The following is a 12255-nucleotide window of genomic DNA, read 5'->3' as shown; positions in this document are numbered from 1 at the left end:
GCACCCCCATGCGCCTGGCGCTTGTTGTTAAACCCGAAACCCGATCCGCCGCTCCACAACGCCGGTCGCTGCACCTGCGTCGGAACGGCCCCACACACGCACTGGAGCCTGCATGAACAAACGCGATTTTCTGAGCGCTTCTGCCCTGATCGGGGTCGGCGGCTTGCCGCCCGCGCCTGCGCTGGCTGCCACGGCCAGGCCAGGCCCGACCCTGTTGACCGTGGGCGGTTTGGTGCCCCAGGGCAACCGGCCCGCGTTGGACCCGGCGCTGGACCAGATGCTGTTCAAGCAGGGTGTCAGGTTTGGCCAGGCCCACACCTTCGATGCCGCGGCTTTGCAACAACTGCCCAAGGTCAGCATCCGCCCCACCTTGGAGTACGACGCCAAGGAGCACATCCTCACCGGCCCAACGCTGCTCAGCGTGCTGTCGGCCGCAGGCGTCAAACCCGACCCCGGGCTGCGCCTGGGCATGCGCGCGGTGGACGGGTACAACGTCATGATCAGCGTGGCCGATGTCGCGGCCTACCGCATGGTCTTGGCCACCCACATCGACGGCCAACCGATGGGGCTGGGCAGCCTGGGCCCCCAGTGGGCGGTGTACGATGCGGACCGGCTGGCCGCTTTCAAAGACAAACCTCTCAATGAGCGCTTTGGCTTGTGTCCCTGGGGGGTCTATTACATCGACGTGGCCCCAGGCTGAGGCCCCCCAGTGGCACTGCGCCGACCAGCCACAGCAGCCCCACCATCCATGGGGGCTGTCCGCCTCCGACCGCATGCTCGATAGGCTGTCCCACGGATACAACCGGCACTGGTTCAAGCCTTGCGCAGGTGTCGACGAGCACTTTCACGCCATCGGCACCGCACGCAAGGTGCAGCACCCCTTGGTGCAAAAACTGCTGGCTCAGGCTGTGACCCGCTGGTGGCCGGGACGGCGGGTTGATGCACCCGGCCCACAGGGGGCGCGTGAAGCGTGTGCCACAGAGAAAGCGGGGGAGGAGAGAGGGGAAATCGGGACGCAGAGCCCAGGCAAAGCAAACCGAGCGGGTCGTCAACCCCAGGGGAAGCGGGGTTTCGGGCAAAGAAAAGGCCCTCGTGGTGTGAGGGCCTGGACTGGCTGGCGGAGAGAGAGGGATTCGAACCCTCGATACAGTGAAACTGTATACGGGATTTCGAGTCCCGCGCATTCGACCACTCTGCCATCTCTCCAGGTGCCGAAGCTCGCATTCTAGCAGCACCGCGCGGGGTGTTGCCGCGCGCCCTGGCTTATTCGGCGTCGCGCAGCGCTTGCAGCGCGGTTTCTGCCTCGGCCGCGCTGGCACCGTCCGCCACCGGCGCCAGGGTGTGCAGGTCCGGGCAGGCGGCGTAGCCCTGGGTTTTCAGTCGGGCAATGGCCTGCCCCGCGTCTTTGGGCGAGGCGCAGCCCACGCTTTGCAGCAGCACCCGGCCTTTGGCATCGGCCAGCTTGAAGTAGAACAGACCATCCTTCTCGCGGTACTGCTTGAAGGTGGGTAGTGCTGCCTTGTCGGCCTTGTCGGCCTTGTCGGCCTTGGCGGCGGCCGGTGCGGCGCTGGCCTGCAACGGGCGCAGCCCCATCGCGTGTCGCACCCGCGCCGTGAAGGGCGTGGCCACCGCGCGGGCCTTCACCGCGCCGGCCTGCAACATGGCTTCCACCTTTTCCGGGTGGGCCATCAGTTCGTTGTAGGTGGCGCGCATGGGCGCGATTTCGCGGTCGATGCGCTCGAACAGCTGCTGTTTCGCATCGCCCCAGGCGATGCCGTCGGCGTAGGCTTGGGCGAACGCGGCGGTTTCTTCGGGCGTGGCGAAGGCCTGGTAAATCTGGAACAGCGCCGAGCCTTCGGTCTGCTTGGGCTCGCCTGGCATTTTGGAGTCGGTGACGATGCCCAGGATCTGCTTGCGCAACTGCTCCGGGGGCGCGAACAGCGGGATCACGTTGTCGTAGCTCTTGCTCATTTTGCGGCCGTCCAGGCCGGGCAGGGTGGCCACGCTCTCTTCGATCACCGCGTCGGGCAGGGTGAAGTGCTCGCCGTACAGGTGGTTGAAGCTGCTGGCCATGTCGCGCGCCATTTCGATGTGCTGTACCTGGTCGCGCCCCACCGGCACCTGGTGGGCGTTGAACATCAGGATGTCGGCCGCCATCAGCACCGGGTACATGAACAGGCCGGCGCTCACGCCGTCGTCCGGCTCGGTGCCGGCGGCGGCGTTCTTGTCCAGCATCGCCTTGTAGGCGTGGGCGCGGTTCAGCAGCCCCTTGCCGCAGACGCAGGTCAAAAACCAGGTCAGCTCCGGGATCTCGGGCACGTCCGACTGGCGGTAGAACGTCACGTCGGCCGGGTTCAGGCCGCAGGCGATCCAGGTGGCCGCAATCTCCAGCGTGGAGTGTTGCAACCGCCCCGGATCCTGGGTGGAGATCATGGCGTGGTAGTCGGCCAGGAACAGGAAGCTGTCCACCCCCGGCTGGCGGCTGGCGCGCACCGTGGGGCGGATGGCGCCGACGTAGTTGCCCAGGTGGGGGGTGCCGGTGGGTTTGATGCCGGTGAGAACGCGCACTTGGCTCATGGTGGAAAGCAGCAGACGAAAACTTGGGAGGTAAATGAGGTCAGAACAGCAGCCAGCGCAGCGGCGTCAGCAGGCCTTCCAGCAGCCCGGCGGTCAGGCCCATCAGCGGGCGCAGCCAGTAGGTGCCCAGGAGGCCGGTCAGCACCAGCCCGAGCACGATGAAAAAGCCGAACGGCTCCACGCGCGACACCGCCAGCGCGGGCCGCATGGGCAGCAGGCCCACCAGAATGCGCCCGCCGTCCAGCGGCGGCAGCGGGAACATGTTCAGGGCGAACAGCACCAGGTTGACGCTCAAGCCCCCTTGCGCCATTTTCAGGAAGAACACCTCCTCCACCCCGGTGGCGCGCATCAGGTAGTACAGCACCAGCCAGACCACCGCCTGCACCAGGTTGGCGGCCGGGCCGGCCAGGGCCACCCAGACCATGTCGCGTTTGGGCCGGCGCAGCCGCCCAAAATTCACCGGCACCGGCTTGGCGTAGCCGAACAGGAAGGCGCCGCCGGTGGCGAACAGCAGCAACAGCGGCATGGCCACCGTGCCCATCGGGTCGATGTGCTTGAGCGGGTTGAGCGTGATGCGCCCCAGCATGTAGGCGGTGTTGTCGCCGAAGTGGCGCGCCGCGTAGCCGTGCGCAGCCTCGTGCACGGTGATGGCAAACAGCACCGGGATGGCGTAGATGGCCACTGTCTGGATGATTTGGGCAAAGTCCATGCGCCGATTGTCCCTTACCGGCGCTTCACAGGCCCAGCGCGGCCAGTGGGCCGGCGCCTTCGCGCAGCACCTCGGCGTCGCCGCCGGTGCCCATGGGCGTGAGGTCCACCACCGTGGTGGGCGCCAGCGGGCAGGCGCCGGCGTCCAACACGCCCGCCAGGTCGTGCTCGAAGCGTTCGCGGATCTCGTGCGCGTCGTTCAGCGGCTCGGTCTCGTCCGGGGGAATCAGCGTGGTGGCCAGCAGGGGGCCGCCGTGCAGGGCCAGCAGCTCCTGCAGCGCGCGGTGGTCGGGCACGCGCAGGCCGATGGTTTTGCGCGACGGGTGGCTGACGCGGCGCGGCACCTCTTTGCTGGCCTCCAGCACGAAGGTGTAGGCGCCGGGCGTGCCCAGCTTGAGCAGGCGGTACTGGCGGTTGTCCACCCGGGCGTAGTTGGCCAGTTCGCTCAGGTCGCGGCACAGCAGCGTCAGGTGGTGCTTGTCGTCCACCCCGCGGATGCGGCGCAGCCGGTCGGCGGCGGCCTTGTCGTCCAAGTGGCAGACCAGGGCGTAGCTGGAGTCGGTGGGCACGGCCAGCACGCCGCCCTTGTGCAGCAACTGCACGGCTTGCTTCAGCAGCCGGGCCTGGGGGTTGTCGGGGTGGACTTCAAAAAACTGCGACATGGGGCGATTGTCCCACTCCCGGCGGTGGCGGGCCGGTTGATTCAGGTCCGGGCTTGGGGGGACCGCGCCGCCAGCCAGGCCATGGTGGCGCCGCAGGCGGCGATCAGGGCGATGCCCCACCACTCCAGCGCACCCGGCACGTGGTCGAACACCAGCCAGCCGGCGAACAGGGCAAAGCCGATCTGCACGTACAGGTAGGGTGCCAGCACCCCGGCCGGGGCCCGGGCAAAGGCCTGGATCAGCAGAAAGTGGCCGACGGTGCCCATCAGCCCGGCCAGGCCGAGCAGGGCGGCGGTGCGCAGGTCGTCGATGACCTGCCAGATCCACGGCAGCGCCAGGCTGATGAGCAGCGCGCCAGTCCAGCCGGTGTAAAAGTGCAGCGTCATGGCGTCTTCGGTGCGGGCCATGCGGCTGGTCAGGATCTGGAACACCGCGTAGGCCAGCGTCATCACCAGGGGCAGCGCCACGGCCCAGCCGATGGCCTGCCCGGTGGGCTGGATCACCAGCAGCGCGCCGCCGAAGCCGCCCAACACCAGCGCCCAGCGCAGCAGGTTGGCGGGCTCTTTCAGGAACACCGCGGCCAGCAGCGTGACCACCAGCGGCGTCAGCATGATGATGGCGGTGAACTCGCCCAGCGGCATGTAAATGAGGCTGAAAAAGCCCAGGGTGCTGACCAGCAGCAGCAGCGCCCCGCGCAGCAGGTGCAGCCAGGGGTGCTGGGTGCGCAGGGAACGCCAGCCGCGGGTGGGCAGCACAAAGCCGGCCATCACCACCGCCTGGAACAGGTAGCGGAACCACACCACCAGCAGCACCGACACGCTGGCGCTGAGGAACTTGACCGTGGCGTCCAGCGTGGCAAAGCAGGCCACCGCCAGGATGAGGAACACCACCCCCTGCAGGGGGCGGGCGTAGACGTGGCCGCTCACTGCACGCGGTCGGCGATCAGCTCCCACACCGGGGTGAGGCGGCCTTCCAGGTAGGGCAGGGCGCCCAGGTCGGTGTGGCTTTCGTCGGGGCTGTGGAAGTCGCTGCCGCGCGAGGCGGCCAGACCGAACTCGATCGCCAGGTCGGCGTACTTGCCGTATTCGCTGGGCGCGTGGCTGCCGGTGACCACCTCCACCCCCTGGCCGCCGTGCTCCTTGAACTCGGAAAACAGCGCGTACTCCTGGGTGGCGCTGTGGCTGTAGCGCGCCGGGTGGGCGATCACGGCCACGCCGCCGGCCTCGCGGATCCAGCGCACCGCGTCGCCCAGCCTGGCCCAGCGGTGCGGCACGAAGCCGGGTTTGCCTTCGGTCAGGTATTTGCGGAACACCTCGTTGGTTTCGCGGCACACGCCGCTTTCCACCAAGAAGCGCGCGAAGTGGGTGCGCGAGATCAGCTCCGGGTTGCCCACGTATTTGAGCGCGCCTTCGTAGGCGCCAGGGATGCCGGCCTTGGCCAGTTGTTCGCTCATTTCCTGGGCGCGCTCGCCACGGCCGCCACGGGTGGCGGCCAGGCCTTGCAGCAGGGCCGGGTGGTCGGGGTCGAAGCCCAGGCCGACGATGTGCACCGTGACGCTGGCGAAGGTCACCGACACCTCCACCCCGGTCAGGTAGCGCAGGCCCAGCGCCTGCGCCGCCGCGCGGGCGCGGTGCTGGCCGCCGACCTCGTCGTGGTCGGTCAGCGCCCACAGCTCCACCCCGTTGGCGTGGGCGCGCGCGGCCAGGGCCTCGGGCGTCAGGGTGCCGTCGGACACGGTGGAGTGGCAGTGGAGGTCGGCGTTCAAAATGCTCATAGCGGGTTCATTTTAGGGCGCCGGCTAAACTCCTGCCGTGTCGCTCTTCAAATCCGCCTCGCTCGTTTCCCTGCTCACCCTGGCGTCCCGCATCACGGGGCTGGTGCGGGAACTGCTCATCGCCGCCACCTTCGGCGCCAGCGCCCTGACCGACGCCTTCAACGTCGCCTTCCGCATCCCCAACCTGCTGCGGCGGCTGTTCGCCGAGGGTGCCTTCAGCCAGGCTTTTGTGCCGGTGCTGGCCGCCAGCCGCGAAAAAGACGGCGACGCTGCCACCCAGCTGCTGATCGACCAGGTGGCCACGGTGCTGGCCTGGGCGCTGACGGCCACCTGCGTGCTGGGCGTGGCCGCCGCGCCGGTGCTGGTGTGGGCCATGGCCGCCGGCCTGCAGCAAAACCCGCGGGGTTTTGACGTGGCGGTGGTGCTGACCCGCTGGATGTTCCCCTACATCGGCTTCATGTCGCTGGTGGCGCTGGCGGCGGGGGTGTTGAACACCTGGAAGCGGTTTGCCGTGCCGGCGGCCACCCCGGTGCTGCTGAACGTGGCCATGATCGGCGCGGCCGGCTGGGGCGCGCCCTGGTTCGCGGCCCAGGGCTGGGAGCCGATTTACGCCCTGGCCGGCGGGGTGATGCTGGGCGGCGCCCTGCAGCTGGGTGTGCAGCTGCCGGCGCTCCAGCGCCTGGGGCTGCTGCCGCGCATCGGCCTGTCGTGGGGCGCGGTGCGCGCCGCCTGGCGCCACCCGGGCACGCAGCGCATCACCACCCTCATGCTGCCGGCCTTGCTGGGCGTGAGCGTGGCGCAGATCTCGCTGCTCATCAACACCCAGATCGCGTCGCACCTGGTCACCGGCAGCGTGAGCTGGCTGACCTACGCCGACCGGCTGATGGAGTTCCCCACCGCCATGCTGGGCGTGGCCTTGGGCGTGGTGCTGCTGCCGCAGTTGTCGGCCGCGCGCGCCGCCGACGACGCCGAGCGCTACAGCGGCCTGCTGGACTGGGGCCTGCGCTGGGTGGTGCTGCTGGCCGTGCCCTGCGCCATCGCCTTGCTGACCTTTGCCCGGCCGCTGGTGGCGGTGCTGTACCACTACGGCGCCTTCACCGGCGCCGACGTGCGCCAGACGGCGCTGGCGCTGATGGGCTACGGCGTGGGCCTGGTCGGCCTGATCGCCATCAAGGTGCTGGCGCCCGGGTTTTACGCGCGGCAGGACATCAAGACCCCGGTGAAGATTGCGGTGGTGGTGCTGGTCTTCACCCAGGCCATGAACGCGGTGCTGGTGCCGCACCTGGCACACGCCGGGCTGGCCCTGTCCATCGGGCTGGGGGCGTTGCTCAACGCCGGCTGGTTGCTGCTGGGCCTGCGCCGGCGCGGCGCCTACCGGCCACAGCCCGGCTGGGCCCCGTTCGGCCTGCAGGTGGTGGCGGCCAGCGCCTTGCTGGCGGTGTACCTGCTCTGGGCCGCCGGCCGGGTGGACTGGGTGCACGCGGTGGACGTGTGGGGCCGCATCGTCACTCTGGGGCTGACGGTGCTGGGCGCGGTGGCGGTGTACTTTGGCGTGTTGCTGCTGGCCGGTGTGCAGCTGCGCCAGTTTGTGCGAAAGTAAAGCATGCGCCTGCCCACCCAGCCCCCGTCACCGCTCGAATACTTCGCCGCCCTGGTGCAGGAGGACGACGGTTTCCCGCTGCTGGAAGCCACCGTGGCCGTGGCCATGGACGAGTACCCCGAGTTGGACGTGCAGACCGTGCTGGGCGACCTGGACCAGCTGCTGGCCCGGCTGCGCCGCCGCCTGCCGGCCGACGCCGGGCCGCTGCAGCGCCTGCGCCTGCTCAACCAGTTTTTCTTCCACGACCTGGGCTTTGGCGGCAACGTCAACCACTACCACGACCCCGACAACAGCTACCTCAACGTGGTGCTGCGCACCCGGCGCGGCATCCCCATCACCCTGGCGGTGCTGTGGCTGGAGCTGGCGCAGGGGCTGGGCCTGCCCGCACGGGGGGTGAATTTTCCGGGGCACTTCATGGTCAAGGTGCAGCTGCCGCAGGGGCAGGTCGTCATCGACCCGTTCACCGGTCAGTCGCTCGGCCGCGAGGACCTGGCCGACCGGCTCGAACCGTTCAAGCGCCGCCACGGGCTGGTCGATGAATTTGACGTGCCGGTGGGTCTGTACCTGCAGTCGGCGCCGCCGCGCGACATCCTGGTGCGGGTGCTGCGCAACCTGCAGGACATCCACCGCACGCAGGAGGACTGGCCGCGCCTGATCGCGGTGCTGGACCGGTTGCTGATCGTGCTGCCCGACGCCTGGGCCGATGTGCGCGACCGAGGCCTGGCCTGGGCCGAGTTGGGGGAGCCGGCGCGGGCCGTGCCCGACCTGGAGGCCTACCTGGCCCACGCCGACGACCCACTGGACGCCGACGCGATTGCCCTGCGCCTGCAGGAATTGCGCCGCGCCCTGAACTGAAGCGGCGTTTGTTTAAGCCTCAGGCCACCACCACCGGCGCGCCGTTGCCCTGCGCTGCGATGGCGCCGATGGTGTAGACCGTTTCCCCCAGGCCGCGCAGGGTGGCGGCCGTGGCTTCGGCGTGGGCCGCGTCCACCACCACCACCATGCCGATGCCGTTGTTGAAGGTGCGGTTCATCTCGATGTCATCGATGCCGGCGGTGGTTTGCAGCCAGGCGAACAGTTCGGTCTGCGGCCAGCTGCCTTTTTTCAGGTGCGCGGCGGTGCCTTCGGGCAGCACGCGCGGGATGTTTTCCAGCAGGCCGCCGCCGGTGATGTGGGCCAGCGCCTTGATCGGGTGCTGGGCCAGGGCGGCCAGCACGTTCTTCACGTACAGGCGGGTGGGGCGCATCACCGCTTCCTTGAAGGGCATGCCGTCCAGCGTGGCGGGCACGGTGCCGGCCGCTTCGGCGCGCTCGATGCACTTGCGCACCAGGCTGAAGCCGTTGGAGTGCACGCCGTGCGAGGCCAGGCCCAGCACCACGTCGCCGGCCTGCACGTTCTGGCCGGTCAGGATTTTGGATTTTTCGACCGCGCCGACGGCAAAACCGGCCAGGTCGTATTCACCGGCCGGGTACATGCCGGGCATCTCGGCGGTTTCGCCGCCGATCAGCGCGCAGCCGCTCAACTCACAGCCCTTGGCGATGCCGCCCACCACCGCGGCGGCGGTGTCCACGTCCAGCTTGCCGCAGGCGAAGTAGTCCAGGAAGAACAGCGGCTCGGCGCCCTGCACCAGCACGTCGTTCACGCTCATGGCCACCAGGTCGATGCCCACGGTGTCGTGCATGTTCCACTCGAACGCCAGCTTGAGCTTGGTGCCCACGCCGTCGGTGCCGCTCACCAGCACCGGTTCTTGGTAGCGTTTGGGCACCTCGAACAGCGCGCCAAAGCCGCCAATGCCGGCCAGCACGCCTTCGCGCATCGTCTTCTTGGCCAGCGGTTTGATGCGTTCAACCAAGGCGTCGCCCGCGTCGATGTCCACGCCGGCGTCTTTGTAGGAGAGGGGAGTCGTTGTCATAGGGGGAAGGCCGATAGAATTTGTGTGATTTTACGGGCCCCGCCATGACCACCCTTTTTCTGCCATGTCTCTGACCGCGACCCAAGCCCGTGCACTGGCCTGGCTGGCCCTGGCTGTGGCGGCGTGGTGGCTGCTGGGCGTGCTGGCCCCGGTGCTGCTGCCCTTTGTGGTGGCGGCGGTCATGGCCTACGCCCTGCAGCCCCTGGTGGACCGCTGGCACGCCCGCCGCGTGCCGCGCTGGCTCGGGGCCGGGCTGGCCATTGGCGTGTTCATGCTGGTGCTGCTGGCGGTGGCGCTGATGATCGTGCCGGTCGTCACCCGCCAGTTGCCGCTGCTGCGCGAGCAGATCCCGCCGCTGTTCGAGCAGTTCAACCTGTGGCTGGCGCCCTGGGCGCAGCGCCTGGGCGTCAACGCCGAGATCGACGTCGCCTTGGTGCGCGACCTGCTGCGCCGGTTGGTGTCCGGGCACGAAGGGGCGCTGGTCGATGGGCTGGTGTCCTCGCTGCGCATCGGCGGCAGCGCGGTGGCGGCGGTGCTGGGCAACCTGGTGCTCACCCCCATCGTGGCCTACTACCTGCTGCTGGACTGGGCCGGCCTGGTGGCGCGCACCAAGGCGCTGGTGCCGCCGCGCTGGCAGGCCCGCACCCAGCGCTTCCTCGATGAAACCGACGAGGTGCTGGGCCAGTACCTGCGCGGCCAGCTGCTGGTCATGGGCATTCTGGCGGTGTTTTACACCGTGGCCCTGGCCCTGGTCGGGCTCAACCTGGCGCTGCCCATCGGCGTGTTCACCGGCCTGGCGGTGTTTGTGCCCTACCTGGGGTTTGGCCTGGGGCTGGTGCTGGGCCTGCTGGCCGCGCTGTTGCAGTTCCAGACCCTGACCGGCGTGCTGCTGGTGGCGGCGGTGTACGGCGTGGGCCAGGTGGTCGAAAGCCTGTACCTCACCCCGCGCCTGCTCGGCGAGCGCATCGGCCTGCACCCCATCGTGGTCATTTTTGCGCTGATGGCCTTTGGCCACGTGTTCGGGTTTGTCGGCGTGCTGATCGCCCTGCCGGCCAGCGCGGTGTTGCTGGTGGCGGTGCGCCGCGTCCAGGCGCTGTACTTGGGCAGCGCGCTCTACACCCACGGCCAGCCCCCGGGCGAAGGAGGGGCCTGAGCCATGGAGCAGCTCGTCCTCGACATGGGCCTGGCGCCCCGGCCCACCCTGGCCAATTTCCTGGCCGATGGCAACCGGGACGCGCTGGCGCACCTGGCGCTGTGGGCCCACAACCCGCGGCGTGCGCCCGTGCCCACCTACCTGTGGGGCGGTGCCGGCGCCGGCAAAACCCATTTGCTGCAGGCGGTGCGGGCCGCGGTGCAGGCCCAGGGCGAGGCCGTGGGCTGGCTGGACGCGCGCACCCTGGCGCCGCCCGAGTTCGACGAACGCTGGACCGTGCTGGTGCTGGACGACTGCCACCTCTACACCGCTGGCCAGCAGGCGGTGGCGTTCAACTGGTTCGTCAACGCCATGGCCCCGGGCAGCGGCGCCGCGCGCTGGGTGCTGGCCGCCGGCGACCGCCCGCCGGCCGACCTGGCCCTGCGCGAAGACCTGCGCACCCGCCTGGGCTGGGGCCATGTGTTCCAATTGCAGGCGCTGGCCGAGGCCGAACGCCGCGCTGTGCTGCGCCGCGCGGCCGACGAGCGGGGCGTGTTCCTGAGCGACGAGGTGATGGATTTCGTGCTCAACCGCTTCTCGCGCGACCTGAGCAGCCTGATGGCCCTGCTCGACCAGCTCGACGGTTATGCCCTGCGCACCCAGCGGGCCATCACCATTCCCCTCATCAAGGCCATGCTCGAACACCCCTGAGCCGGCCCCACCCGACCCCTGTGCGCCCTGTGACCCCGACCGCCCCAACCCTGGCCCTGTTCGACCTGGACCACACCCTGCTGCCGCTCGATTCCGACTACGCCTGGGGCCAGTTCACCACCCGCATCGGCTGGACCGACCCGGTGGACTTCGCCCGCCGCAACGACGAATTCTTTGCCCACTACCAGGCCGGCACGCTGGACGTGCACGACTACGTGCGCTTCGCCATTGACGCGGTGCGGCGCCAGGGCCCCGAGGCCGCCCAGGCCGCGCACGCGCGTTTCATGCGCGAGGTCATCGCCCCCAACCTGCTGCCCCCGGCCCGCGCCCTGATCGAACAGCACCGCGCCGCCGGCGACGAGCTGGTCATCGTCACCGCCACCAACGAATTCGTCACCCGTCCCATCGCCCAGGCCCTGGGCGTGGCGGAGCTGGTCGCGGTGGAACTGGAGCGCGACGCCAGCGGCTGGTACACCGGCGAAATCCGCGGCACCCCCTCGTTCCGCGAAGGCAAGGTGGCCCGGCTGGAACAGTGGCTGGCCCAGCGCGGCTGGGGCTGGGACGACGTCCACACCACCTTCTATTCCGACTCCACCAACGACCTTCCCCTGCTGGAGAAGGTCCACACCCCGGTGGCGACCAACCCCGGCGCCGGGCTGCGCGCCATCGCCCAGGCGCGCGGCTGGCGCATCCTGGACCTGTTCCCCGACCACGCATGATCAAGCAATTCATCGACAAACTGCTGGGCAAGTCCAGCCCCCGCGGCAGCGCCAAGTTCGGCCGCCGCGAAGACGTGCCGGTCGCGGTGCACGGCATCGACCCGTCCCTGGTGGATGGCCGTGCGCTGGACGTGGTGCACACCCTCAAGCACGCGGGGTACGAGGCCTACATCGTCGGCGGCGCGGTGCGCGACCTGCTGCTGGGCCTGCGCCCCAAGGACTTTGACGTGGCCACCAGCGCCACGCCCGAGCAGGTCAAGGCCCTGTTCCGGCGCGCCTTCATCATCGGGCGGCGCTTTCGCATCGTGCACGTGGTCTATGGCCGCGGCCGCGAACACGAGGTGATCGAGGTGTCCACCTTCCGCGCCCACCTGGACAGCGCCGACGCCGAGCAGGTGCGCGGCAACGAGCGCACCCACAAGAGCGAGCTGGCCGGCATGAAGCACGCGGTGGACGCCAG

General features: G+C 69.4%; 12 protein-coding genes, 1 tRNA gene and 1 pseudogene. 7 read left to right on the top strand and 7 right to left on the bottom strand.

Going from position 1 to position 12255, the window contains the following annotated elements; all coding sequences use genetic code 11:
- The first annotated feature begins 112 nt into the window (after nt 1-112).
- On the top strand, nt 113-700 hold the full coding sequence (locus HA630_RS19520; protein ID WP_166836987.1) for a molybdopterin-dependent oxidoreductase: 588 nt from the start codon (nt 113-115) through the stop codon (nt 698-700).
- 415 nt (nt 701-1115) lie between these two features.
- Here the strand turns inward: HA630_RS19520 and HA630_RS19515 are convergent.
- From HA630_RS19515 to HA630_RS19490, 6 genes are all read right to left on the bottom strand, one after another.
- A tRNA-Ser gene (locus HA630_RS19515) sits at nt 1116-1206 on the bottom strand.
- A 57-nt stretch (nt 1207-1263) separates the two neighbouring features.
- Complete coding sequence (locus tag HA630_RS19510) at nt 1264-2577, bottom strand: tryptophan--tRNA ligase (RefSeq protein ID WP_166836985.1); 1314 nt, start codon at nt 2575-2577, stop codon at nt 1264-1266.
- Nucleotides 2578-2617: 40 nt separating this feature from the next.
- On the bottom strand, nt 2618-3286 hold the full coding sequence (locus HA630_RS19505; protein WP_166836983.1) for a site-2 protease family protein: 669 nt from the start codon (nt 3284-3286) through the stop codon (nt 2618-2620).
- A gap of 25 nt (nt 3287-3311) precedes the next feature.
- Entirely contained in the window at nt 3312-3947 is a 636-nt protein-coding gene (locus HA630_RS19500) for an L-threonylcarbamoyladenylate synthase (protein WP_166836981.1), read from the bottom strand.
- Nucleotides 3948-3988: 41 nt separating this feature from the next.
- A complete protein-coding gene (locus HA630_RS19495) occupies nt 3989-4873 on the bottom strand; it encodes a DMT family transporter (RefSeq protein ID WP_166836979.1) in 885 nt (294 codons plus the stop codon).
- The gene (locus HA630_RS19490; protein WP_166836977.1) at nt 4870-5721 is read right to left on the bottom strand and encodes a 3',5'-nucleoside bisphosphate phosphatase; all 852 of its coding nucleotides are present in this window, start codon (nt 5719-5721) and stop codon (nt 4870-4872) included. The genes HA630_RS19495 and HA630_RS19490 overlap by 4 nt, the downstream gene beginning before the upstream one ends.
- Before the next feature lie 37 nt (nt 5722-5758).
- Here HA630_RS19490 and murJ point away from each other — a divergent pair, with 37 nt between their 5' ends.
- Nucleotides 5759-7321, top strand: a complete 1563-nt coding sequence (gene murJ, locus HA630_RS19485) for a murein biosynthesis integral membrane protein MurJ (protein ID WP_166836975.1) — start codon at nt 5759-5761, stop codon at nt 7319-7321.
- Nucleotides 7322-7324: 3 nt separating this feature from the next.
- Nucleotides 7325-8176, top strand: coding sequence for a SirB1 family protein (locus HA630_RS19480; protein WP_166836973.1), 852 nt, complete (start codon nt 7325-7327; stop codon nt 8174-8176).
- Between the two features lie 19 nt (nt 8177-8195).
- On the opposite strand, the gene purM is transcribed toward HA630_RS19480, so the two are convergent.
- A complete protein-coding gene (gene purM, locus HA630_RS19475; RefSeq protein WP_166836971.1) occupies nt 8196-9233 on the bottom strand; it encodes a phosphoribosylformylglycinamidine cyclo-ligase in 1038 nt (345 codons plus the stop codon).
- Nucleotides 9234-9297: 64 nt separating this feature from the next.
- On the opposite strand from purM, the gene HA630_RS19470 reads away from it, so the two are divergent.
- From HA630_RS19470 to HA630_RS23840, 4 genes and pseudogenes are all read left to right on the top strand, one after another.
- Nucleotides 9298-10386, top strand: coding sequence for an AI-2E family transporter (locus tag HA630_RS19470; protein WP_166836969.1), 1089 nt, complete (start codon nt 9298-9300; stop codon nt 10384-10386).
- A gap of 3 nt (nt 10387-10389) precedes the next feature.
- On the top strand, nt 10390-11076 hold the full coding sequence (gene hda, locus HA630_RS19465) for a DnaA regulatory inactivator Hda (RefSeq protein WP_166836968.1): 687 nt from the start codon (nt 10390-10392) through the stop codon (nt 11074-11076).
- Between the two features lie 29 nt (nt 11077-11105).
- Nucleotides 11106-11795 carry an HAD family hydrolase gene (locus HA630_RS19460; RefSeq protein WP_371809300.1) on the top strand — a complete coding sequence of 230 codons (690 nt, stop codon included), beginning with the start codon at nt 11106-11108 and terminating at the stop codon, nt 11793-11795.
- Nucleotides 11792-12255: pseudogene (locus tag HA630_RS23840) on the top strand (polynucleotide adenylyltransferase PcnB); the annotation flags it as partial. The gene HA630_RS19460 and the pseudogene HA630_RS23840, both read left to right, overlap by 4 nt.

This window comes from Aquabacterium sp. A08, from assembly GCF_011742065.1.
Note: the sequence above shows the minus strand (reverse complement) of the source record. Positions and strands in the feature narration are given on the sequence as shown.